Origin of the sequence: Williamsia limnetica (assembly GCF_003217475.1) — a bacterium.
Taxonomy (GTDB): Bacteria; Actinomycetota; Actinomycetes; order Mycobacteriales; family Mycobacteriaceae; genus Williamsia; species Williamsia limnetica.
In genome coordinates, this window is the sequence record NZ_QJSP01000009.1 from 228,895 (window position 1) to 253,195 (window position 24,301).

Sequence of the window (24,301 nt, forward strand, 5' to 3'; positions counted from 1 at the left end):
GTTGATCGAGCAGTCAACTAAAAGGTAAACATGACTCGGGGTCTGTCGGAATACTCGTAGTGTTGCGGCCCTCAAGCTGCGAAGACTTATCGAAATCGCCGACTTGACTGACAAGTCAACTAAGAGTTATATGAGACAGGCAAGGCTTGGCGGGTAGTCGACCCAGACCCAGCGATGCTGCAGCGTCGGACAGCGCGACCAGGTATTGGCGATCTCAACAAACGAGGTTGATATTCGTGCTCTCGCGACTTGTTCACTTGACTTCACTTATCGATCGAGGTGTTTTATGACTGTCATTTCCACACAGTTCGATACTGAGTCCGAGCAGTTTCATCTCGACAGTCAGGCGATGCTCGACGCGCTCGAACCGTTGCAGACCCTGTCCGCTCAGGTGCTCGCGGCAGGTGGGGACAAGTCTGTCGAGCGGCATCGGGCGCGAGGCAAACTCCTCGCTCGCGAGCGGGTGGATCTGCTCCTCGACGAGGATGCGCCATTTCTTGAATTGTCCTGCTACGCAGGTGCACACGACTCCTCCGAGCAACCTGGTGGCCGGCTCATCACCGGGATCGGGCCGATCCAAGGTGTGGAGTGCATGGTCATCGCCAATCAGTCGACGGTCAAAGGCGGATCGCTCAATCCTGATGCCGTCGCCAAACAGCTCCGCGCTCTGGATATAGCCGAACGCAATCGGCTTCCGGTGGTGACCATCATCGAATCTGGAGGCGCAGACCTGCCGCAACAGGCCGACATTTTCGTCCCCGGCGGGCGTACCTTTCGCGAGTTGACCAGGCTCACTGCTGCCGGGATTCCCACCATCTCGTTGGTGTTCGGGAGTTCGACCGCGGGCGGGGCCTATATGCCGGGTATGAGCCAATACACAGTGCTGGTCAAGCAGGCCGCGTCGGTGTACTTGGGCGGCCCACCGTTGGTGAAGATGGCCATCAACGAGGACATCGATGACGAGTCCCTCGGCGGCGCCGAAATGCACGCCCGCGTCTCCGGGCTAGCTGACTACCTCGCCGAGGACGAACGTGACGCGCTGCGCCTCGGCCGACAAATAGTGGCCGATCTGCAGTGGACCAAGGCTGGGCCCGGGCCCACGTTGCCCGCCGATCCACCGGCCTATGACCCCGAGGAGCTGCTTGCGTGCGCGGCAGCCGACGCCAAACGATCGGTCGAGGTCCGCGAGATTCTGGCCCGGGTCCTCGACGGATCACGGTTCAACGAGTTCAAACCGTTGTACGGCACCCAGTTGGTCACGGGGTGGGGATCGATCGCCGGGTTTCCGGTCGGCATCCTCGCCAACAACGGCATCCTGTTCTCCGACGAGGCCAACAAGGGCGCACACTTCATTCAGCTGGCCAATGCACGCAACATTCCGTTGGTGTTCGTCCAGAACATCACCGGGTTCATGGTCGGATCGGCCGCAGAACGCGGCGGCATCATCAAAGACGGCGCCAAGCTGATCAACGCGGTATCCAATTCGGCTGTCCCGCACCTGACTTTGATGATCGGCGCATCCTATGGCGCGGGCAACTATGCGATGTCCGGACGTGCATACGACCCCCGCTTTGTCTTCAGCTGGCCCAACCACCGAATCGCGGTCATGGGCGGGCCCCAGCTCGGAGGCGTTATGTCGATCATCCGCAGGTCTGCTGCCGACCGCGCGGGAGTGCCCTACAGCGACACCGAAGACGCCCGGGTTCGCCGCGAGACCGAAGAAATGATCGACAGCCAGTCCGGCGCGATCTACGCCACCGGAAGGATCTGGGACGACGGCGTGATCGACCCCCGCGACACCCGGGCCGTCCTGGGTCTGGCGCTGTCGGCCACCCACTCGGCTCCGGTCCGCGGCACCGACCACTTCGCCACCTTCCGATTGTGAGATGACTGTGAACACCACCCCCATCAGGACACTGCTCATTGCCAACCGCGGCGAGATCGCCCGGCGCGTCATCCGTACCGCCCGCGCCTTGGGTATACGGACGGTTGCGGTCTACTCGACCCCCGACGTCCGATCCCCCCACGTCACCGACGCCGACTTCGCGGTGCCCATCGGTGGTGCCAGCAGTGCCGAGTCCTACCTGATGTGGGACAAAATACTCGACGCCGCCACGCGCACAGGCGCAGACGCCATCCATCCCGGATATGGCTTCCTCTCAGAAAATGCAGAGTTCGCCGAGGCCTGTGAGGCGGCAGGCATCGTCTTCGTCGGCCCTGACCCGGACTCCATCCGAGAGATGGGTCTGAAAGACAGGGCCAAAGAGTGGGCCCGCAAGGCCGAGGTACCGGTCCTGCTCGACGCGGTCATCACCGGCGAGGACACCGATGCGTGGACAGCCGCCGCCGCCGAGGTCGGCTTCCCATTGCTGGTCAAAGCCGTCGCGGGAGGCGGCGGTAAGGGGATGCGCTTGGTCGAACGTCCTGTCGATGTTGTCGAGGCCATCGCCGCCGCGCGGCGCGAGGGATTGAATCTGTTCGGCAACGCCACCGTGTTTCTCGAGCGCTACCTGAGTGCATCCCGGCACATCGAGATCCAGGTCTTCGGAGACAAGCATGGCAATGCCGTACACCTCGGGGAACGGGAATGTTCCATCCAGCGGCGACATCAAAAGGTGCTCGAAGAAGCGCCCTCGCCGGTCATCACCGCCGATGTTCGGCAACGCATGGGCGCCACCGCCGTGTCGCTGGTCCGCGAACTCGGTTACATCGGCGCCGGCACCGTGGAGTATCTGTTCGACGACACCACCGGTGGCTTCTACTTCCTGGAGATGAACACCAGGCTGCAGGTCGAACACCCGGTCACCGAAGAGGTCACCGGGCTAGATCTGGTCGCGCTTCAACTAAGAGTGGCACGCGGCGAGCAGCTCGGCTTCGAACAATCCGATGTCCAGATCAATGGTCATGCCATCGAAGTCCGGCTCTACGCTGAAGACCCTGCCGCCGACTACGCGCCCACGCCGGGCACCCTGCATCGCTACGAACATCCGGATCGAGCTGGGCTGCGGTACGAGGACGGAATCGCCGCGCCGTCACAAATCTCCTCGTTCTACGACCCCATGATCGCCAAGATCATCGCCCATGGCGCGACCCGTTCCGAAGCTGCGTTCACTTTGGCCGCAGCCCTCGACGGCACCCAGGTGCACGGCGTCACCACCAACAGAGCCTTCCTGGCGGCACTGCTACGCGATCCGGACTACCTCGCAGGGGCAACCCGGACCGACTTCCTCGAGCACCACCCCCAGTTGCTCGACCCGCCGATGTCGACCCCATGGCCCGTGCACCTGGCCGCCGCCGTCGCCACTGGCACCGCCCGCCGCAAGGCCTCGGACCCAACTCACGGTCTCGCCCGGCCGGGATTTCGGCCCCTGGCCACCCGGCTGCTGACTCACGCAACGTGGCATCGCGCCGGGGACTCGACGCCGTTGGAGGCGAACTATCACCTCGGTGGGTGGTCCGGCCAGACCGACCTGACCATCGTCGTCGACGACGAGTCACACGGATTCACCCTCAGCGACCTCACCACCGACAGCGTGCGCATCAACTACGACGGTGTGGACTACCCGTGCACGGTCTGGACCTATCCCGATGGGTCCGTATGGGTCAATGACGCCGGCAGCCAGTCCGGTTGGCACCCAGCGCCCCGACTGCCCGACCCCGACGATCTCGCCGCCACCGCTCTAGGACCGGTCAACGAAATCCCCGGAACCGTGGTCCACATCGGCGTCAAGGTGGGAGACAGCGTCACTGCCGGCCAGAAACTGGTGGTGGTCGAGGCGATGAAGATGGAACACCCAGCCACCGCGGCGACTGATGGCGTTGTCGAGAAGATCAACGTCTCCGTCGGCCAGTACGTCGACGCGCACACCGTCCTGGTCACCCTCACCGCACCGCAAGAGGAGCAGTCATGACTCTGGGCCCACTTCGCATCGCAAACTGCTCGGGATTCTTCGGGGACCGGCTGTCGGCGGCGTACGACATGGTCCACGGCGAAGCGATCGACGTCCTCACCGGCGACTGGCTCGCAGAGCTCACCATGGGGGTGCTGGTCAAACAACGAAAGCGGAACGCAGACAAAGGTTTTGCAGGGACATTTGTCAGCCAGCTTGATCAGGTCCTCGAGACCTGTCTCGACCAAGGCATCAAGGTGGTCTCGAACGCCGGCGGACTCAACCCGCACGGGTGTGCCGCCCAGATCGCCGACATCGCCCACCGCATCAACCGGCCGGTAACAATCGCCGTAGTCGACGGCGACGACGCCACTGATGCATTCGAGGAAGCCCGTCGAAGTGGCTGGCTCGCAGAGCACCTAGATACCGGCGAGCCATTCTCCATAGCGGGCCAAGATCCCGACGTTGTCAGTGCCTACCTCGGCGGGTGGGCGATCAAAGAAGCTCTCGATGCCGGCGCCGACGTCGTCGTAACTGGTCGTGTCACCGACGCCGCCATCATCCTGGGGCCGGCGGCCTGGCACTTCAGCTGGTCCAGAACGGACTGGGATGCTCTGGCGGGCGCAGTGGTTGCCGGGCACATCATCGAGTGCGGCGCCCAAGCCACAGGGGGAAACTTCTCGTTCTTCACCGAATTGGCCGGCATGGAAAGGACGGGGTTTCCCATCGCCGAGATCAGCGAAGACGGATCCTCAGTGATCACCAAACAGCCAGGCACCGGGGGCGCGGTCACTGTCGAAACCGTCACCGCCCAACTGCTGTATGAGATCGACGGCCCTCGATACGCCAACCCCGACGTCATCGCTCGACTCGACACCGTGCGGCTCGCGCACATCGGAGAGGACAGAGTTCAGGTCTCGGGCGTCAAGGGTGAACCCGCACCCACGCACGTCAAGGTTGGGGCTTTGGTCTCCGGCGGATGGCGGAATGAGATCACCTTCGTCCTCACCGGTTCGGATATCGAAGCGAAAGCCGAACTCGCGCAAAGTGCTCTATGGGCAGCATTGCCCGAGGGCAAAGACTCGTTCCAGAACGTGACCGTCCGCCTGCTGCGCGCTGATCAACCCGATCCGGTCACCATGTCTGAGGCGGTTGCTCTGCTGACCATCACCGTGAACGACCCGTCACGGGAGAAGGCAACAGCCTTTCCGCGGGTGGCCATCGAAACAGGCTTGGCAAGCTACCCCGGGCTCTACTTCACGGCCCCGCCCTCACCGGCGAGTGAGATCAGTGTGTTCTGGCCGACTCTGATGCCGGCGGCCATCTTCCCGCAACGGTTCACGGTGGGGGAGAGGCACGTCGTCGTACCACCGCCATCGATGGACAGCACAGCGTCACCGATGGCTGCCCCCACCTCGGAGCCACGGTCTGAATTACCCACCGGCCCCACGGTGCGTCAGCCCCTGGGCTCACTGTTCGGGAGCCGCTCCGGTGACAAAGCAGGCAACGCGACACTAGGGGTCTGGGCGCGCACCGACGCCGCGCACGATTGGCTCCGGTCGTGGTGGACGCCTGATGCAATTCGTGAGCTGATCCCGGAAGCTGGGGAGTGCAGCCTGCGGGTGTGGGAGCTGCCGCACCTTCGAGCCTGCGGTGTGACCGTGGTGGGGCTGCTTGGTCGCGGCGTCGCGGCCAACCTCGACCTCGATTCGCAGGGTAAAGGTCTCGGGGAATACGTACGCGCGAAAGCAATCGACATCCCTACTGTCCTCGCCAACGAAAATCGCTATGTGGCGGGTCAATTCAGGACAACCGAAAGGATCGCGAGATGACCACATCGGATTCGGGTGCCGTGGTGCATCTTACGGTGGCACACGGCGTTGCGACCATCACCCTCGATTCCCCCGCGAACCGCAATGCTCTGTCCAATCAACTACGCGCAGAGCTCGCCGAGAGCATCGAGAACGCCCTACGCGACGACTCCGTGCGGCTGTTGGTCCTAACCCACGCCGGGCCGGTCTTCTGCGCAGGAGCCGACCTCAAAGAGGCCCGCGACGCCGCCGCGTCACCTGCAGGTTTCGAGTTGGCTGGATTGCTTACCGCCGTGATGACAGCAGACAAACCGGTGATTGCACGCGTTGCCGGGCCGGCACGAGCCGGCGGTATCGGTCTGGTCGCCGCATGTGATCTCGTGGTCGCCACCGAAGCAGCAACCTTCGCTTTTTCGGAGGTCCGCATCGGCGTGGTCCCAGCGATCATCTCGGTTCCCCTGCGAGGCCGGGTCGCACCTCAAGCACTCCGAGAGCTCTTTTTGACCGGCAACTACTTCGATGCGAAGCACGCGGCACAGATCGGTCTGGTCGACACCGTGACCAGCGAGGCTGACCTGGATGACGCCATCGACACACTGGCCGCCACCCTGAAGTTGGCATCGCCGAACGCACTCAACGGTGCTAAGAAGCTACTGGGGCCGAACCGGCGTGACTTGGCCGAGGAAATGGCCCAGATGCAACAGCTCACCGCCCACTACTTCTCCTCCGAAGACGGCCAAGAGGGCATCCGTGCATTCGGTGAAAAACGTCTGCCATCCTGGGCCTCGTCTCTCCAGACCTGACTTCGCGTCGACGTGAGCTCCCGAGACAGGCACGTGGGCCGAACATCGTCCGCAGAACGGTGGAACCTATTCATTCGGTATGCAACGAGCGAAAGGCAACGCACGGTGGCGTCTCACCCACCCACCGACTCGACTAGCCACCCATCAGCGAGGCCGCCGCGTTGCGCTCGCTGAGGCCGTCACGAGTGCAGTGCGTGATGTGGGTCTTCGGGTCGCAGTCACCGCGCGTTGTCCGTGTTGTTGCTCGACAGCAATCAGGCCGCGATGGTGGCGGCGGCTTGAGGCCGGGCTGAAGCCGAAAACCTTGTCGGTTAATACTGTTAGCTTGCCGCAGTTATGCTGCGCCGTTCGGAAGACGAACGGCTGGCTGATATTGACTTCGCCTCGGATAAAATGTGAGGGCTCGAGTCGCCGACACGGGGGCTTTTCCCATCATGAGTTATACGGGCGCACCAGACACTCTCGGCTGCTGAAGTTCCCGTGAGAAGTGGGTTGTTGTTGAAAAAACCGGCCGACGACGACGGCCGTCCCCGGGAAAATGAGACCGAGTATGTTTACCGCGACTCCGTTTAGCCATGGCAACCGGCAGATGTGTGCGTGCGCTTCGAATCACTGGTGTGGTGCTCGCACATTCTGTGCGACAGTGTAGGCGTCTGCGTTCGTTCCGGCGGGCCTGCCGGCTAAGAAAGCCTGCGACAGCGGATGAACCCGCCGTCCGCCGGGGTCCGCCTGCACCACTTCGTGCGGTATGCCTTGCGAAGATCCAACTTTCGGCGGGGGTGCACTTCATGCAGGTTTCCAAATGGCTGGGCCACGGGTCGTACACGCTGACCCTGGATACCTATGGGGATTGGATCCCCGAAGATGACGTCGGGGCGGCTAACCACCTCCCCGAACCGATCTCGCCGCGCGTTGGGTCAGTGTAGGCGCAACCGACGAACGTAATCCGGCTGTTCGGCCGGTAACTCTATTGGTGAAACGGGGCTTCTATGATAATCGAATTGCTGGACATCAAATGCAAATTCTGATGCTGCGGGAGCATGCCTAGCCGTGGTTTTCGCGTGAGCGTCTTGGTTGCAAAACCTGGTTGAGATGACTGCAGGGGGAACGCTGCCTCGACTACCTGCGCGGCCGCTCTTATCGCAGCCCGAGCTGTGGCTCCCGACAGGGTTGCGCCTTGATGGGCCGCTCTATTGCGCGGCGCCCCCACCTCTTCAACTAGCTTCTTGGGCAGCCTTGCAGGCACCTTCGTTTTCTTGTGAAGAAGTACGAGATTACTGATTCCGTGGTGTGCCTTGAACTTCTTCTTTCGTTCTGATGGGGCCAACTTGTCGGCATCAAATTGCTTGTCGATCAGGGCCGTCAGAGCCAACTCGGTTGCAGTGCAAGCGTCTATCACCGCGCGTCTATGGTCTCCCGCCCTGAGATACATTTTCGCGTCACGGATGAACAGCCATTCTGTCTCGGGGCTCCTGCCGGTGGCCGCGAGATCCATTGCGGCCTGAGTTTGGTCGCGGTCTAGGACCTCCACTTGGTGAATGCCACCGGGGAACACCTGGTACGTGACGCCAGCTTTTCTGACGCCTTCGTCGTCGCCGCTCCACATGTGGACCGCGTGGTGCAGGATGCTGCGCTGAGCTGCGCCGAGCTTGGCAAATTCTTGCAGTGAAACTAGGTCTAGCCAATCGCACAGCTTGTTCCACCAAGCGGCCAGCTCCTTCGCTACTGTCTTTGCGACAGCTGCAAACTCGTCCGCGTCTGCCGCACTGACCTGAGCGCGGAACCCGCAGTGCAGAATGTGGGCATAGACGGGCGATTCTCTCGTGCCCCCGGCAATCGATCCCCATTCGGTTCTGCCATCCGACTCAGAATCGTCAGCAACAGCTGGTGGGACAAACCGCCTAAGCGGGCGGGTTAGGTCCGAGCCACCAGAAGCGTCGTCGACTTGCGGAAGGAGGATGGAAACGTCGTATGACGCGGTTTTCGATACGAAGGTCTCACCCAGGCAGTCGGGCGTTACAAGGAAACCGCTACCACACGCGAACTGACCCTCGAGAGACCACTGGGTCTGCCCAGCCAATTGAGACTCCTTTGGTATGTCTCTATCGCGCCAGACGGCCACGGCAACCAGCGCCGGGGTGGCGCTGTCACGAGATGGGCCTGAAACCCTGCTACCTGGTGCCCCCGGTCAGACTCGAACTGACACTGGACGGGTTTTGAATCCGTTGCCTCTGCCAATTGGGCTACGGGGGCGTCTTCCTGCAGAGGTCACTTTAGATGACGCGCCCGGTGAGAATCCAACCGGTACTGTTGCGTCCTATCGTGGTGCGTGTGGCGGGGGTGAAAGTCCTGGCCGAGCTGCGCCAGTGTGCAGGCAATTCAACGTGGAGGTGGACCGATGGCGACGACGGACGCAAGTGCAGCTGGGGCCAAGGAATCGACACCCACGACGCGACGGGTTCTGGTCGCAGAGGATGACTCCCTCATCCGGATGGACCTCATCGAGATGCTTCGAGAAGAGGGCTACGACGTCGTGGGGGAGGCCCCGAACGGGCAGGTGGCCGTCGACCTCACCGAGGAGCTCCGCCCCGACCTGGTGATCATGGACGTCAAGATGCCGGTGCGTGACGGCATCGACGCTGCCGCCGAGATCGCGAGCAAGCGGTTGTCGGCGGTGGTGATGTTGACCGCGTTCAGTCAGCGCGAGTTCGTGGAGAAGGCGCGCGATGCCGGCGCGATGGCGTACCTCGTCAAGCCGTTCACCAAAGCGGACCTGGTGCCGGCGATCGAGGTGGCTGTCAGTCGCTACACGGAGCTGCATCTTCTCGAGGCCGATGTTGCCGATCTCACGGAGCGTCTGGAGATCCGCAAATTGGTCGAACGTGCGAAGGGCATTTTGATGCAGACGCATGCGTTTACCGAACCCGAGGCCTTCAAGTGGATCCAGCGGGCCGCGATGGATCGGCGAACGACCATGAAGGCGGTCGCTGAAGTGGTCATCGAGACCCTGGGGGCCAAGGCCAAATAGCCTGCCGGGCAATCAAATATCTGGTCCCTACCTGGGGCTGGGGCGGGCGCCGGGGGCGTTGTTGCGACAGCCGCAACAAGCTATGGTCTCGATCTGGTCACAGCCTGGGCTGACGTCAGCGGAGTTTCACGAACGTTACTCGTGGGCAACACGATCGCGCTAGCTTTACCCGAGCGAGTGGCGGTCGTATGCGTCGTAAAAGTCGCGCCGCGCTCGAGTGATTTACCGCGAGGAGAATATTGATGGCCCACAGATATCTCTTGAGGGGAACAGTCGCAGCGGCTGTTGCCGCACTGGCGTTGGCTGGTTGTAGCAGTTCAGATGACTCCGAAGACTCGTCATCGAGCGAGACCACGACAGCCACCGCAGATTGCGGCGACAACGTCGACCAGGCCACCCCCGGCCCGGTCAGCACCAATCCCTTGAAGATCGGCACCCTGCTTCCTGCCACAGGCAGCCTCGCGTTCCTCGGCCCGCCCGAGTTCGCCGGCGTCACCCTTGCAGTCAACGACATCAACGCCGCAGGTGGCGTGCTGGACAAGCCCGTTGAAGAAGTCAACGGCGACTCCGGCGACACCACCACCGACACCGCCAGCGCCACCGTCGACCGCGAACTCGCGGCCGGTACCCAGGTCATCATCGGTGCCGCATCGTCCTCGGTGTCCCTGAAGGTCATCGACAAGATCGCCAGCGCCGGAGCAGTCATGTTCTCGCCGGCCAACACCTCCGACGAGTTCACCTGCTACAAGGACAAGGGCATGTACTTCCGTACCGCCCCTGCCGACAAGCTGCAGGCACAGGCGCTCGCTCAGGTGATCGCTGAGGGCGGCGTCCAGCGCGTCTCCATCCTGGCGATGAACGACCCGTACGGAACCGGTCTGGCCGACAACACCGTTGCCGACCTCGAGGCCGCGGGCATCCCGTCCGACCAGATCCAGAAGATCATCTACGACCCCAACGCGCAGTCGTTCAACGCTGAGGTCGACCAGGTCAAGAACTTCAACCCGGACGGCATCGCTGTCATCGGGTTCGAAGAAAGCGCCAAGATCATCACCCGCATGAACGAGGTCCAGATCGGACCGAAGGACAAGCTCGTCTTCGGCGTCGACGGCAACATGGGCAACGCGCTGGGCGAGTCGGTCGGACCCGGCATCCTCGAGGGCATGAAGGGCACCACGCCGCTGACTGCACTGGGACCGGACTTCGAAGCCCGGCTCAAGCAGGTCGACCCGGCCCTGATCGACTTCAACTACGCGCAAGAGAGCTATGACGCCACCGTCATCTCCGCTCTGGCTGCAGAGATCGCGAAGTCGACGAACGGTATGGCAATCGCCTCGGAGATCAATGGCGTCACCAAGGACGGCACCAAGTGCACCACCTACGAGCAGTGCCTGGCACTGGTCAAGGCGGGCACCGACATCGACTACGACGGTGTCACCGGTGAACTGGCCTTCGTGACCGCAGGCGAGCCGTCAGTCGGTTCGTACGGTGTGCTCGAGTTCGACGCCAACAACAAGACGATCACCCCGGTCGCCGATTACAAGGTGGTTTCAGACAATTGATGTCCTGACATCAACCAACTGAACACACGAGAGGGCCCGGACCGAGAGGTTCGGGCCCTCTTGCAGTTGGATCGGGCTCAGGCGGCGCGATGACCAAAACACCCGCTCCCGATGATCGGGGAGCGGGTGTCGTGACCTCGAAAGGTGCTGGCGCTACTTCTTCTCAGAGCTTCCGGCGAGTGTGCCCAGGTACAGCTCAATGATCTTCGGGTCGTTCGCGAGGTTGAGACCGGTGTCGGTGTAGGCGTTGCGGCCCTGATCGAGCACGTAACCACGATCGCAGATCTGCAGGCAGCGACGGGCATTCTGCTCCACCAAGATCACCGAGACGCCGGTGGCATTGATCTTCTTGATCCGGATGAAGACCTCGTCCTGGAACATCGGCGACAAGCCCGCTGACGGCTCATCGAGCAGCAGCACCGACGGCTCCATCATCAGCGCGCGACCCATGGCCACCATCTGACGTTCGCCACCCGACAGCGCGCCGGCCTTGACCTTGCGACGCTCGGCCAGCAGCGGGAACAACTCGGAGACGAACTCGAAGCGCTCGTTGAACTTCTTGGGGCGCAAATAGATCCCCATCTCGAGGTTCTCTTCGATCGTCAACGCAGGGAAGACGTTCAGTGTCTGTGGCACGTAGCCGACGCCCTTGGTCACCAGCACATGTGCCTTGGCGGAAGTGATGTTCTCCCCGCGCAAGCTGACCGCTCCCACGCGCACGGGGATCAACCCGAACAGCGTTTTGAGCAACGTCGACTTCCCGGCCCCGTTGGGGCCGATGATGCCGACGATCTCACCGTCGTCGAGGTAGAAGTTGCACTCTTCGAGGATGTTGATGCCCGGAAGGTAGCCGGCGGTGATGTCGTCTGCACGCAGCAGGGCGTTGACGGCCTGCTCGCGATGCACCTCGGGGGTCGCGGCCAGTTCGGCGTGCGTCAGCTGTTTATTGCGTTGTGCCGGCGTCGATTTGGACATGTCGGGACCGCTCATGCCTTGTCCTTTCTGTCCGTGGTGTCTAGACCGTCAGTGCTGCCCAGAGGTTTGTCGTGCGTGGGAACGATGGGTTCGGACAGGTCGCCGCCTGCTTTCAACGTCTGTTCCATGGCCGCCTCGACCTCTTCGGCCAGCACTGCTGTCTGGCCGACGGGGTTACCGTCGGCGTCGAACTCCAGTGCTTGATCGTGGTGGCCACCCAGGTAGGCATCGACGACGGCCTCGTTGTCGCCGAGTCGTTCGGGCAGCGATTCGGCGATCACCTTGCCCTGTGCCATCACCACCACCCAGTCACTGATGTCGCGGATCACGTCCATGTCATGTTCGACGAACACCACGCTCATGCCCTCGTCGCGCAACGACTTGATGTGTTCGAGCAGGCTCTGGGTCAGGGCAGGGTTCACGCCGGCCATCGGCTCGTCGAGCATGACGACCTCGGGGTTGGTCATCAATGCGCGCGCCATCTCCAGCAGCTTGCGCTGACCACCCGACAACGAACCGGCGTAGTCGTCGGCCTTCGTGTCGAGCTTGAATCGCTTGAGCAATTCGTAAGCACGTTCGGTGGTTTCGGCCTCCTGCTTGCGCCACACCCAGGGCGCGAGCGCCGCGAACATGTGCTCGCCCTTCTGGTGGCGCGCGCCGAGTCGGACGTTGTCGAGCACCGACAGTTTCGACAGTGCTTTGGTCAGCTGAAACGTCCGGACCATCCCGTTGCGCGCAACCTTGTGCGGCACAACCCGTCCCATCGGGTTGCCATTCAGTTCCCACGTGCCGGTGTCGGGTTTGTCGAAACCGGTGATGAGGTTGAAGAACGTGGTCTTGCCGGCCCCGTTGGGTCCGATCAGACCCGTGATGCAGCCACGCTGGATTTCCAGGTGGTGCACATCGACGGCCTTGAGACCACCGAACGTTCGCGTGATCCCGTCGACGGTGATGATCGGATCGGGCTTGCGCGACCCGGCTTCGGGGCTCACCCCGGCGAAGATCGCAGCGCGTTCTTCGGCGCCGAGCACTTTGAGCTCGGCCAGCGTGGCCGGTGCCGCTTCTTTCGTCAGTGTCGCTGCGTCGACACTGAGGTCGGGCTCGCCGGAGTCTTTTCCGTGGCGTCCGTCAGGCATCGAGCTGCACCTCCCGCTTGTTGCCCAGAATTCCTTGCGGTCTGAAGACCATCATCAGGGCTATCGCCAATCCCAACAAGACGTAGCGGATGGCGCCGACCTGCTGCTGGCTCAGATCGAACCAGGCATCAGGCCCAGAGGTGACCTGCCGCAGGAGCGCATCGGGGATCGCCAGCAGGAACCAGAACAGCATGGCTCCGACCACTGGTCCGAAGACGGTTGCCGCCCCACCGAGGATCAGTGCGCCGTAGGCGAAGAACGTCTGGGCCGTCGAATAGAAGTCGGGGTTGATCGACTGCGTCTGTAGTGCGTTGTAGACACCGGCGATACCGCCGATACAGCCACCGAGGATCAGGGCCTGCATCTTGTAGAAGTAGGCATTCTTGCCGAGCGAGCGGGCGGCATCCTCGTCCTCGCGGACGGCCTTGAGTACGCGGCCCCACGGGCTGCGGACCAGGAGCCAGACCAGTAGGCAGAGCAACAGCACGATCGCCCAGCCGACCACCATGGCCCAGAGATCGGTGCCCTGGAACTTCACGCCGAAGAAGTCGTACTGCTTGCCGTTGTCGAACGGGCTGTACTCGAAGAAACCAGAGGCGTACCCGAAGATGCCGTTGGTGGAGTGGGTGAGATCGTCGGCGGCCGTCGACCGGAACACCAACCGAAGGATCTCCGAGGCGGCGATCGTCACGATCGCCAAATAGTCTGCCCGGAGTCTGAGGGTGGGGAAGCCGAGCACCAGGGCCAAGACCCCGGCCGCAACGATGCCGACGATGGCGCCGACCCACAAAGGCTGGTCGTAGTTCTCGGCCATGATGCCCACGCCATATGCACCGAGCAGGGCGAAACCGATCTGACCGAAGTTGAGCAACCCGGCATAGCCGAAGTGCAGGTTGAGGCCGATGGCGAGCAGCGCGTAGAAGATCGCTGACGGGCCGACCAGCTGGGCGATCGAGATCTGAAGTGCGGAGATGATGTCCATGTGTCAGCCGATCCTCGCTTTGGACCCGAGAATGCCCTGCGGTCTGATGGTCAAAATGATGATCAGGACCAGCAGGCCACCGATGTACTTGAGATCGGGATCGATCCAGTACGTCGACAGCTGCACCAGCAGACCGACGATCACGCAACCGAGGAGCGCACCGTAGGCGGTACCGAGCCCGCCGAGGGTGATACCGGCGAACATCAGCAGCAACAGCTTGAAGCCCATCTCCCATTGGACGCGTCCGCCGAGTTCGGACATGGCGAACAGCACGCCACCGAGTGTCGCCAGCCCACCGGCCATCGCCCAGACGAACAGGATGACGCGGTCGACGTTGATGCCCGACGACGCCGCCAGGTCGCGGTTGTCGGCGACGGCGCGCATGGCCTTGCCGATCCGCGTCTTCTGCAGCATGACGGCCACCGCGACCAACACGACGAGGCTGATGATGATGCACCAGAGGTTGACCGGGGTGATCGCAAAAGCGCCCGACCCGATCTGCTTCTGCACCTGGTAGTCGTCGAACGGTTCGGCGCGATCGGAGAAGAAGATCAGGATCAGATAGCGCATGACCAGCGCGAGTCCGATCGAGACGACGAGCATCGCGATGAGCCCGGATCGGCGTCGTCGCAGGGGACGCCAGATCCCGAGTTCGTTGAGTATGCCGATCCCGATACCGACCACGATCGCCAGGATCGTCGCGGGTATCAGCTGGATACCCATCTTGACGTTGAAGAACCAGGCGACAACGGCGCCGAGGGTCACGAGTTCGCCGTGGGCGAAGTTGGTGAGGCCGGTGGTACCGAAGATCAGGCTCAGGCCTACACCGCAGATGGCGATGATGAGACCGAACCGCAGGCCGTCGATCGCCAGCCTGGTCAGTTCTTCGGCCGGGGAGACCTCGTTTGCGCTTCGTTCGGCACCGAACAAGAAGATGACCGGGCGGGGCGATCCTTGGACGACGGCAACCGCGACGGTGTCCTTCTGGACCTCGACGCCGTCCGGGACGGTCGTCTTGTCGATGACCACCGAGTAGTTGCCCGGTGGGACGTTCACCTCCCAGGTACCGGTGTTCGACGAGGTGGCCGATTCGACGATCGCGCCGGCCCCGTCCTTCGCGTCGACCTTGACGCCGGCGACGGGTTCGGAACCATTACGCAAGGTTCCGAAGACGCGCACGGTGTCGTCGGTGGTGGGGGCCGGTGCCGCAGCTGCGATACCTGAGCCCATGAGTCCGGCGAACATGAGTGACGCAAGCAGGGTGAGCAGAGCGCCCGCCCCCAGCCTGGCTCCCAATACCCGTGCTCGTTGAGCAGGACGGGGCATCACGCTTGAATCCTCCCGAAGGTGGTCGTGGTCCGGCCGTGTGCCGGACATCAAAAGTCGTCTGGCCGGACTCTATAACCCGTAACCGCGCTCGGCAGGCTTTCTAAGTTTCCGCCCAGTTACTGTTGAGTTAAGGGCCCTGTGACCTCGAAAAACGGTGTGCGATTTCATCTTTTTGGGCCGTACCGACGGGCCTGTCACCCCTGCTCCATACACTTGGGACCGTGAGTCCTGCACAGACAAGTCAGCCCGGCCGTTCTACGGCGAAGTCCTCGACGAAGGCGGCCGAGCCGCCGACGCTGATGTTGCTCGACGGACACTCCCTCGCGTTCCGGGCCTTCTTCGCGTTGCCCGCCGAGAACTTCAAGACGGCGTCGGGGCAGACCACCAACGCGGTGTACGGGTTCACCTCGATGCTGATCAACCTGCTCCGCGACGAGAACCCCTCGCACATCGCCGCCGCATTCGATGTGTCGCGCCAGACGTTTCGCGCCGAAGTGTTCCCGGAGTACAAGGCGCAGCGCAGCTCGGCCCCGGATGAGTTCCGTGGTCAGGTCGACCTGACCAAAGATGTGTTGGGCGCAATGGGGATTCCGGTGCTCTTCCGCGAGGGCTACGAGGCCGATGACATCATCGCCACGCTGACCACGCGGGCGGAGGAGGAGGGCTACCGGGTGCTGGTGGTCACCGGAGACCGGGATTCGCTGCAGCTCGTGAGCGACAACGTCACCGTCCTCTACCCGAAGAAGGGGGTCTCCGAGCTCACCCGGTTCACCCCGGAGGCCGTCGAGACGAAGTACGGATTGACCCCGGCGCAGTATCCCGATTTCGCCGCGCTTCGCGGAGACCCCTCCGACAACCTTCCGGGAATCCCGGGGGTGGGGGAGAAGACGGCGACGAAGTGGATTCGCGAATACGGGTCGCTGTCGGGGCTGGTCGACAATGCCGACCAGGTCAAAGGCAAAGTGGGAGAAGCATTTCGCGCCCACATCGCCAGTGTCCAGATGAATCGGCAGCTCACCGAACTCGTGCGGGATATGGATCTGCCCCTGCAGCCGGACGAGCTCGCCCTGGCACCCTGGGACCGCGACAAGATCCATCAGCTGTTCGACGATCTCGAGTTCCGGGTGCTGCGGGACCGTTTGTTCACCACACTGACCTCAGCAGCGCCCGAAGCCGAATCAGGATTCGATCTCCGGGGCAGCATGCTCGGCGCCGGCGAGGTGGCCGCCTGGCTGGCCGCGCATGCCGCACCGGGAACCGGTCGCAGCGGACTGACGATTCTGGGGCCGCGGCAGGTCTACGGATCGGACGTCACCGGCATCGCGATCGCGGCGGCCGACGGGGAGTCGGGCTATCTCGATCCCGCAGAGATCGGCCCGGAAGACGAGACGGCCCTCGCGGACTGGCTGGCCGATGCCGATGTACCGAAGGCGATCCACGAGGCCAAGTGGGCATTCCACGCATTGCGTGGTCGGGGATGGCAGCTCGGTGGCGTCACCAGCGACACCACCCTGGCGGCCTACCTCATCCTTCCCGGTCAACGGTCGTTCAACCTCGACGATCTCGCGCTGCGGTACCTGCGCCGGGAACTGCGCGCCGATGCCGTCGCCGACGACGGACAGATGTCGCTGCTCGACGAGGATTCCGGCATGCAGGCGGCGGCCGATCAGGCCATGCTGCAGGCGCAGGCCGTCGCCGAACTGGCGGATCGGTTCGACGAAGAACTGGCCAAGATCGATTCGGGCTCGCTCCTGACCGACATGGAACTGCCGCTGCTGTTCGTCCTGGCAGAACTCGAGGCGGCCGGAATAGGCATCGACGTCCCGCATCTGGAAGACCTCGAGTCCGGGTTTGCTGCGCGTGTCCGGGAATCGGCTGAACTCGCCTACGAGGTGATCGGCAAGCAGATCAACCTCGGTTCGCCGAAGCAACTGCAGGTGGTGCTCTTCGACGAGCTCGAGATGCCGAAGACGAAGAAGACCAAGACCGGCTACACCACCGACGCCGACGCCTTGGCCGGGCTGTTCGAGAAGACCGGACATCCGTTCCTCGAGCACATGCTGGCTCACCGCGACGCCACGCGGCTCAAGGTCACCGTCGCGGGTTTGCTCAAAACGGTCGCCGACGACGCCCGGATCCACACGACGTTCAACCAGACCGTCGCCGCGACCGGACGACTCTCGTCGACCGAACCGAATCTGCAGAACATCCCGGTCCGCACCGACGCCGGACGTCAGATCCGGCAGGGGTTCGTGGTCGCCGACGGATACGACTCCCTGATGACTGCCGACTACAGCCAGATCGAGATGCGGATCATGGCGCATCTTTCCAAGGACGAAGGGCTGATCGAGGCGTTCAACACCGGCGAAGATCTGCACAGCTTTGTCGGATCACGGGCATTCGGCGTACCGATCGAAGAGGTCACCCCGGACATGCGTCGCCGCGTGAAGGCCATGAGCTACGGCCTCGCGTATGGGCTGAGCGCGTTCGGCCTCTCGGCTCAGCTCAAGATCAGTACCGGCGAGGCAAAAGAACAGATGGAGGCGTACTTCACCCGGTTCGGCGGGGTACGCGACTACCTGCGTGAGACCGTCGAGGAGGCCCGGCGCAACGAGTACACGTCGACGCTGTTCGGGCGCCGGCGCTACCTCCCCGATCTGAACAGCGACAATCGGCAACGTCGCGACGTCGCCGAGCGGGCGGCCCTCAACGCGCCCATCCAGGGCACCGCTGCTGACATCATCAAGGTGGCGATGATCGACGTCCAGCGGTCGCTGGCCGAGGAGAAGTTGTCCTCGCGGATGCTGCTGCAGGTTCACGACGAACTCGTCTTCGAGGTCGCCACCGGTGAGCAGGAGCAGCTCGAGGCGCTGGTGCGGGCAAAGATGGGTGGTGCGATCGAGCTGTCGGTGCCCCTCGATGTGTCCATCGGCTACGGCAGATCCTGGGACGACGCCGCGCACTGACGACGCACGAAAAGTTTTTCGCCACACGTGTCGATCTGGTCGATGCTCGTTCGACGAATGGGTGAGGACCACCGACGGAACCTCGAAAACACCTATCGAATGAGGAGAACATCATGCGTTACATGCTGATCATGCGGGACTCGCAGGAAGCCATCGACGCCAGTAAGGAGATCCCGTTCGACGAGATCATCGCGGCGATGGGTGCGTACAACGAGTCCCTGATGAAGGCAGGTGTGTTGCTGTCCGGTGAGGGGCTGGCCGACGCGTCCGAGGGCTTCGTCGTCGACTTCGACGCCGACCCACCAGTGGTGACAGACGGTCCTTACGCGGAAGCGAAAGAACTGTTCAGCGGTTTCTGGATGCTAGAGGTGTCGAGCAAGGAAGAGGCCGCGCAGTGGGCGTCACGATGCCCTTTGGGTCCGGGCAGCAAGCTCGAGGTGCGCCGGGTCGCCGGTCCCGAGGACTTTCCTGCGGACAACGAGTGGATTCAGAAGGAAGAGCAGTGGCGCGAGGAGCAGGCCGACCGCGCGTCCCGGTGAGGTGGCGGTGAGCGGTCCGGCAGCCATCAGCCGCACCATCGATGCGGTGTGGCGGATCGAGGCCGCCAAGATCATCGCCACGCTGACGCGGTTGGTCGGTGACGTCGGCCTGGCCGAAGACCTCGCGCAGGAGGCGCTGGTCGAGGCGATGTCGAAATGGCCGGAGTCGGGTGTCCCGCGAAATGCGGGCGCCTGGCTCACCACCGTTGCCAAGCGCCGCGCAGTGGACGGCTGGCGGCGCCAGGAACGGCTCGACAAGAAGTACGTCGCCATCGCTCGTGATCTCGAAACCCGGCCGGACGCCGAGCTGGGGTGGGATCCCGACCACATCGATGACGATGTGCTGCGGTTGGTGTTCGTTGCAGCGCACCCCGTGGTGGCCCGCGAAGGGCAGATCGCTCTCACGTTGCGGGTCGTCGGTGGCCTGACCACCGACGAGATCGCGCGAGCATTTCTGACTTCGACGGCCACGATCCAGCAGCGGATCGTCCGCGCGAAGAAGACGCTGAAAGCGGCTGACGTCCCCTTCGAGGTCCCGTCTCGTGAGGAGTATCCCCAGCGCCTGTCGTCGGTGCTCAGCGTTCTCTATCTCGTTTTCAACGAGGGGTACTCGGCGTCGTCGGGGGATCGATGGATCCGGTCCGAACTGTGTACCGAGGCACTGCGGCTCGGCAGGATCCTCGCGGGGCTCGTGCCGGACGAACCCGAGGTGCATTCGTTGGTTGCGCTGATGGAGTTCCAGGCGTCGCGGTTCGGTGCGCGGACCACCAAGGACGGGACCCCGATCTTGCTCTCGGATCAGGATCGCGGGCGGTGGGATCACGCGCAGATCCGCCGCGGTGTGCAGGCGCTGGCCCGCGCCGACGAGTGTGGGCGTGGCCGCGGGCCCTATGGACTGCAGGCCGCACTGGCGCAGTGCCACGCCACCGCGCCGACTACCCACGACACCGACTGGCAGCGCATCGTGATCCTTTATGAGGCGTTGGGGCGTATTGCCCCGTCACCCGTCGTCGACCTCAACCGCGCTGTCGCGGTGTCGATGGCGTCAGGGCCGGGGCCGGCGTTGGAGATAGTGGATGGCCTGGTCGCCGCGGGGTCGTTGTCGCGTTCCCATCTGCTGCCTGCGGTCCGGGGCGAACTGCTCGCGCGCCTCCATCGTCACGAGGAGGCACGTGCGGACTTGCTGACCGCAGCGGAGATGGCCGGAAACCGAAGGGAGAGCGAGGTTCTGCGTGAGAAAGCGGCAGCGCTGGGCGACACGTTCAGCGAAAACCGTTGACTCGGGAGACCCGAGCAGTAATGTGGTGTGAGTCACATAGCCCTCGGAGGTAACGCCATGGCATCTGCCGGAATGAACGAACTCCATCGCAGCATCGGAGCTCTGCGGCACCATATCGTCGCATTGAAGCTGCAATATGGAGACGTCGACTCCGTGCGACGCATGACAAACGATCTCGATCGACTCGAGATCGATCTGCACGACTTCGAGAAGTCGCCGCCGCCGCTCATGCGTCCACCGGTGAACAAGAACGATGTGGTCTACGTCCCCGACAGCAAGTCCGACGAGTCCGCGTGGCTCGGCGCGCAGGATGAGGGGTTGGGGTTCCATTCGCGTGAGCGGACGAAGTGAGCGCGCCCGCGACTGAGCGGGAGAAAACCGGGGTCTTCTCACCCGGCCGAGCGCGAATACTCGTACGCACGTTTCGCAGAGACCGGTGGTGGCTGTCCCCGCTGTTGACGGCGGTGGGCCTGTCAGCGTTCGTGATCTACGCGACGATTCGGTCCTTTGTCCGCACCGCCTACTGGGTTGAGGACTATCACTATCTGACGCCGTTCTACTCGCCTTGTCTGAGCGAGTCCTGCGTCCCCGGATCCAGTCATTTCGGAACTCCCTTCCCGGAGCTGCCGATGATCATCCCGCTCGGGTTCGTGGTCCTCCCGTTCTTGCTGGGGTTTCGCCTCACCTGTTATTACTACCGCAAGGCCTACTACCGCTCGTTCTGGTTCTCCCCGCCGGCCTGTGCCGTTGCCGAGCCGCACGCCAAGTATTCCGGCGAGACCAAACTGCCGCTGATCATCCAGAATGCGCATCGCTACTTCTTCTACGCCGCGGTCATCGTGTCGCTGATCAACACCTACGATGCGCTGACGGCGTTTCACGCCAAAGGAGGCGGGTTCGGTTTCGGGCTCGGGAACGTGATCCTGATCGGCAACGTGGTCCTGTTGTGGGTCTACACCATCTCCTGCCACTCGTGCCGTCATGTGACCGGCGGCCGGCTCAAGCACTTTTCGGCGCACCCGGTTCGGTATCGGATCTGGACCCAGGTGTCGAAGCTCAATGCCCGGCACATGCAGTTCGCCTGGATCACCCTGGGCACGCTGGTACTCACCGATTTCTACATCATGCTGGTGTCCAGTGGCACGATCTCCGACCTGCGGTTCATCGGTTGACGACTGCCCGCGAAGGTCCTGCTGCGCTGTTGAACTCATTGCTGACCCCCGAGGAGTCGATCAACATATGACCGAAGTCGAACGCCACCGGTACGACGTCGTCGTGATCGGTGCCGGCGGAGCCGGCCTACGTGCAGTGATCGAAGCCAGGGAACGCGGTCACTCGGTGGCGGTGGTGTGTAAGTCGCTGTTCGGCAAGGCGCACACCGTGATGGCAGAGGGCGGATGCGCGGCATCCATGGGTAACGCCAATTCCAAGGACAACTGGCAGACCCATTTCAAAGACACCATGCGCGGAGGAAAGTTCCTCAACAACTGGCGGATGGCCGAACTCCACGCCAAAGAGGCCCCCGACCGCGTCTGGGAACTGGAAACCTACGGTGCCCTGTTCGACCGGACCGAAGACGGCCGGATTGCGCAACGCAACTTCGGCGGCCACACCTACGCGAGGCTGGCCCACGTCGGTGACCGCACCGGGCTCGAACTGATCCGCACGATGCAACAGAAGATCGTGTCACTGCAACAGGAGGATTTCGCCGCGACCGGTGATTACGAGGCCCGGATCAAGGTGTTCGCAGAATGCACCATCACCGAACTGCTCAAAGACGGCGACGCGATCTCCGGAGCATTCGGGTATTGGCGCGAGTCCGGCCGCTTCGTCCTCTTCGAGGCACCGGCGGTGGTTCTGGCCACCGGCGGCATCGGAAAATCATTCAAGGTGACGTCGAACTCGTGGGAGTACACCGGGGACGGCCACGCATTGGCACTACGCGCCGGCGCGACGTTGATCAACATGGAGTTCATCCAATTCCACCCGACAGGGATGGTCTGGCCGCCCAGCGTCAAAGGCATCCTCGTCACCGAGGGTGTCCGGGGCGATGGGGGCGTGCTGAAGAACACCGACGGCAAACGCTTCATGTTCGACTACATCCCGCCGGTCTTCAAAGGCCAGTACGCAGAGACCGAAGAAGAAGCCGACAAGTGGCTGGCGGACAACGACAGCGCGCGTCGGACCCCGGACCTGCTACCGAGGGATGAGGTCGCGCGGGCGATCAACGAAGAGGTCAAAGCCGGCCGCGGCACCGATCACGGCGGTGTCTACCTCGACATCGCGTCGCGTATGCCTGCCGACGAGATCATCCGGCGGCTGCCGTCGATGCACCACCAGTTCAAAGAACTCGCCGACGTCGACATCACCGCCGAACCGATGGAGGTCGGACCCACCTGTCACTACGTGATGGGTGGCATCGAGGTCGACCCGGACACCGCCGCCGCGCGGGTACCCGGTCTCTTCGCTGCCGGTGAGTGCTCGGGTGGCATGCACGGATCAAACCGTCTGGGCGGCAATTCGCTGTCCGACCTGTTGGTGTTCGGCCGCCGCGCCGGCCTGGGCGCTGCTGCCTACGTCGAGGGTCTCGAGAAGCGGCCCGAGGTCGCGGCCGAGGACATCGACCGAGCCGCGACATTCGCACTCTCGCCGTTCGATCCGCCCGCCGAGGGGCGGCCGGAGAACCCGTATACGTTGCACACCGATCTGCAGCAGTCGATGAACGATCTCGTGGGCATCATCCGCAAAGCCGACGAGGTCGAGGAGGCCATCGAGGTGCTCTCGGACATCCGCAGTCGTCTGGCAGGCATGCAGGTCGAGGGGCACCGGCAGTTCAATCCCGGTTGGCATCTCGCCGTGGACCTACGCAACATGTTGCTGGTCTGCGAGTGCGTCGCGAAGGCCGCGCTCCTGCGGACCGAGAGCCGGGGCGGTCACACTCGAGATGATCACCCCGGAATGGACTCGGACTGGCGTAACACCTTGCTGGTCTGCACCACGAACGGCAGTGACGACTCGCCGGTGCCCGAGGTGACGGTGGTCAAGGAGGAGCAGACCCCGATGCGCCCGGAGTTGCTGGAACTCTTCGATTTCTCCGAGATCGAAAAGTATTACACGGCAGGGGAAATTGCAGGACACCCCGACGCCGGTGGAGTGAAGGAGGACTGATGGGATACGACGCGAAGTTCAGGGTGTGGCGCGGAGACACCGACGGCGGAGATCTGCAGGACTTCACCGTGCAGGCCAACGACGGCGAGGTGGTCCTCGACATCATCCACCGACTGCAGGCCACCCAGACACCCGATCTCGCCGTCCGGTGGAACTGCAAAGCAGGCAAATGCGGTTCGTGCTCGGCAGAGGTGAACGGCCGACCGAAGCTGCTGTGCATGACCCGGATGTCCACGTTCACCGAGGACGAGGTCATCACGGTCACCCCGATGCGCACCTTCCCGGTGATCCGGGACCTGGTCACCGACGTCTCCTTCAATTATCACAAGGCGCGCGAGATCCAGTCGTTCACACCGCCGGAGGGACTGAAGGCGGGGGAGTACCGCATGAAGCAGGTCGATGTGCAGCGATCTCAGGAGTTCCGCAAGTGCATCGAGTGCTTCTTGTGCCAGGACACCTGCCACGTCGTGCGAGATCACGAAGAGAACAAAGAAGCATTTGCCGGTCCTCGCTACCTGATGCGGGTGGCCGAACTGGACATGCATCCGCTCGACGTCGCCGAACGTAGGAATTCGGCACAGGAAGAGCACGGTCTGGGGATGTGCAACATCACCAAGTGCTGCACGGACGTGTGCCCCGAGCACATCAAGATCACCGACAACGCGCTCATCCCGATGAAGGAACGCGTGGCCGACCGTAAGTACGATCCGCTGGTCTGGTTGGGTAACAAGCTCTTTCGACGGTGACAGCGCCCTGCGTTAGTTTCGGCCCGAAGTGGGTACACGCGCTCGAAGGACCAACTACGTCCCAGACACGTAGGGTTTGACCGAGTA

18 protein-coding genes and 1 tRNA gene are annotated in these 24,301 nt (G+C 63.0%); 13 read left to right on the plus strand and 6 right to left on the minus strand.

Annotated elements, in window-relative coordinates; translation table 11 throughout:
- Positions 1-286: 286 nt before the first annotated feature.
- The 4 genes from DFR67_RS16650 to DFR67_RS16665 are packed head-to-tail and all read left to right on the plus strand — an operon-like array spanning position 287 to position 6,504.
- Positions 287-1,885 (plus strand): acyl-CoA carboxylase subunit beta, encoded by a 1,599-nt coding sequence (locus DFR67_RS16650; RefSeq protein ID WP_110470609.1) that lies wholly within the window; start codon positions 287-289, stop codon positions 1,883-1,885.
- A gap of 1 nt (position 1,886) precedes the next feature.
- The gene (locus tag DFR67_RS16655; protein ID WP_110470610.1) at positions 1,887-3,911 is read left to right on the plus strand and encodes an acetyl/propionyl/methylcrotonyl-CoA carboxylase subunit alpha; all 2,025 of its coding nucleotides are present in this window, start codon (positions 1,887-1,889) and stop codon (positions 3,909-3,911) included.
- Positions 3,908-5,722: an acyclic terpene utilization AtuA family protein gene (locus DFR67_RS16660; protein ID WP_110470611.1), complete on the plus strand. Its 1,815-nt coding sequence runs from the start codon at positions 3,908-3,910 to the stop codon at positions 5,720-5,722. The genes DFR67_RS16655 and DFR67_RS16660 overlap by 4 nt, the downstream gene beginning before the upstream one ends.
- Complete coding sequence (locus tag DFR67_RS16665) at positions 5,719-6,504, plus strand: enoyl-CoA hydratase-related protein (RefSeq protein ID WP_110470612.1); 786 nt, start codon at positions 5,719-5,721, stop codon at positions 6,502-6,504. The genes DFR67_RS16660 and DFR67_RS16665 overlap by 4 nt, the downstream gene beginning before the upstream one ends.
- A gap of 967 nt (positions 6,505-7,471) precedes the next feature.
- Here DFR67_RS16665 and DFR67_RS16670 read toward each other — a convergent pair.
- Both DFR67_RS16670 and DFR67_RS16675 read right to left on the minus strand, forming a co-directional pair.
- Positions 7,472-8,584, minus strand: coding sequence for a hypothetical protein (locus tag DFR67_RS16670; protein WP_146240465.1), 1,113 nt, complete (start codon positions 8,582-8,584; stop codon positions 7,472-7,474).
- A gap of 96 nt (positions 8,585-8,680) precedes the next feature.
- Positions 8,681-8,757, minus strand: a tRNA-Leu gene (locus DFR67_RS16675).
- Between the two features lie 145 nt (positions 8,758-8,902).
- Between DFR67_RS16675 and DFR67_RS16680 the strand changes: the two genes are divergently transcribed.
- The gene (locus tag DFR67_RS16680) at positions 8,903-9,532 is read left to right on the plus strand and encodes an ANTAR domain-containing response regulator (protein ID WP_110470614.1); all 630 of its coding nucleotides are present in this window, start codon (positions 8,903-8,905) and stop codon (positions 9,530-9,532) included.
- 242 nt (positions 9,533-9,774) lie between these two features.
- A complete protein-coding gene (locus DFR67_RS16685) occupies positions 9,775-11,094 on the plus strand; it encodes an ABC transporter substrate-binding protein (RefSeq protein WP_110470615.1) in 1,320 nt (439 codons plus the stop codon).
- Positions 11,095-11,247: 153 nt separating this feature from the next.
- Here the strand turns inward: DFR67_RS16685 and DFR67_RS16690 are convergent, their stop codons facing one another.
- Genes DFR67_RS16690 through DFR67_RS16705 form a run of 4 tightly spaced genes read right to left on the minus strand, consistent with a single transcriptional unit; the run spans position 11,248 to position 15,513 of the window.
- Positions 11,248-12,084, minus strand: a complete 837-nt coding sequence (locus DFR67_RS16690) for an ABC transporter ATP-binding protein (RefSeq protein ID WP_110470616.1) — start codon at positions 12,082-12,084, stop codon at positions 11,248-11,250.
- On the minus strand, positions 12,081-13,205 hold the full coding sequence (locus DFR67_RS16695) for an ABC transporter ATP-binding protein (protein WP_110470617.1): 1,125 nt from the start codon (positions 13,203-13,205) through the stop codon (positions 12,081-12,083). The genes DFR67_RS16690 and DFR67_RS16695 overlap by 4 nt, the downstream gene beginning before the upstream one ends.
- On the minus strand, positions 13,198-14,187 hold the full coding sequence (locus DFR67_RS16700; protein WP_110470618.1) for a branched-chain amino acid ABC transporter permease: 990 nt from the start codon (positions 14,185-14,187) through the stop codon (positions 13,198-13,200). The genes DFR67_RS16695 and DFR67_RS16700 overlap by 8 nt, the downstream gene beginning before the upstream one ends.
- A gap of 3 nt (positions 14,188-14,190) precedes the next feature.
- Positions 14,191-15,513 carry a branched-chain amino acid ABC transporter permease gene (locus tag DFR67_RS16705; protein ID WP_211325085.1) on the minus strand — a complete coding sequence of 441 codons (1,323 nt, stop codon included), beginning with the start codon at positions 15,511-15,513 and terminating at the stop codon, positions 14,191-14,193.
- 224 nt (positions 15,514-15,737) lie between these two features.
- On the opposite strand from DFR67_RS16705, the gene polA reads away from it, so the two are divergent.
- The 7 genes from polA to DFR67_RS16740 all read left to right on the plus strand — a co-directional run bounded on the left by polA (position 15,738) and on the right by DFR67_RS16740 (position 24,214).
- Positions 15,738-18,482: a DNA polymerase I gene (polA, locus tag DFR67_RS16710; protein WP_110470619.1), complete on the plus strand. Its 2,745-nt coding sequence runs from the start codon at positions 15,738-15,740 to the stop codon at positions 18,480-18,482.
- 113 nt (positions 18,483-18,595) lie between these two features.
- Positions 18,596-19,021: a YciI family protein gene (locus tag DFR67_RS16715; RefSeq protein WP_110470620.1), complete on the plus strand. Its 426-nt coding sequence runs from the start codon at positions 18,596-18,598 to the stop codon at positions 19,019-19,021.
- Between the two features lie 7 nt (positions 19,022-19,028).
- On the plus strand, positions 19,029-20,300 hold the full coding sequence (locus DFR67_RS16720; RefSeq protein WP_110470696.1) for an RNA polymerase sigma factor: 1,272 nt from the start codon (positions 19,029-19,031) through the stop codon (positions 20,298-20,300).
- Between the two features lie 57 nt (positions 20,301-20,357).
- Positions 20,358-20,651, plus strand: a complete 294-nt coding sequence (locus DFR67_RS16725) for a hypothetical protein (protein ID WP_084835862.1) — start codon at positions 20,358-20,360, stop codon at positions 20,649-20,651.
- On the plus strand, positions 20,648-21,472 hold the full coding sequence (locus DFR67_RS16730; RefSeq protein WP_110470621.1) for a hypothetical protein: 825 nt from the start codon (positions 20,648-20,650) through the stop codon (positions 21,470-21,472). Before DFR67_RS16725 ends, DFR67_RS16730 begins: the two co-directional genes overlap by 4 nt.
- A 67-nt stretch (positions 21,473-21,539) precedes the next feature.
- Positions 21,540-23,468 (plus strand): fumarate reductase/succinate dehydrogenase flavoprotein subunit, encoded by a 1,929-nt coding sequence (locus tag DFR67_RS16735; RefSeq protein WP_110470622.1) that lies wholly within the window; start codon positions 21,540-21,542, stop codon positions 23,466-23,468.
- Positions 23,468-24,214, plus strand: a complete 747-nt coding sequence (locus DFR67_RS16740) for a succinate dehydrogenase/fumarate reductase iron-sulfur subunit (RefSeq protein ID WP_110470623.1) — start codon at positions 23,468-23,470, stop codon at positions 24,212-24,214. The genes DFR67_RS16735 and DFR67_RS16740 overlap by 1 nt, the downstream gene beginning before the upstream one ends.
- The last annotated feature ends 87 nt before the right edge of the window (positions 24,215-24,301 follow it).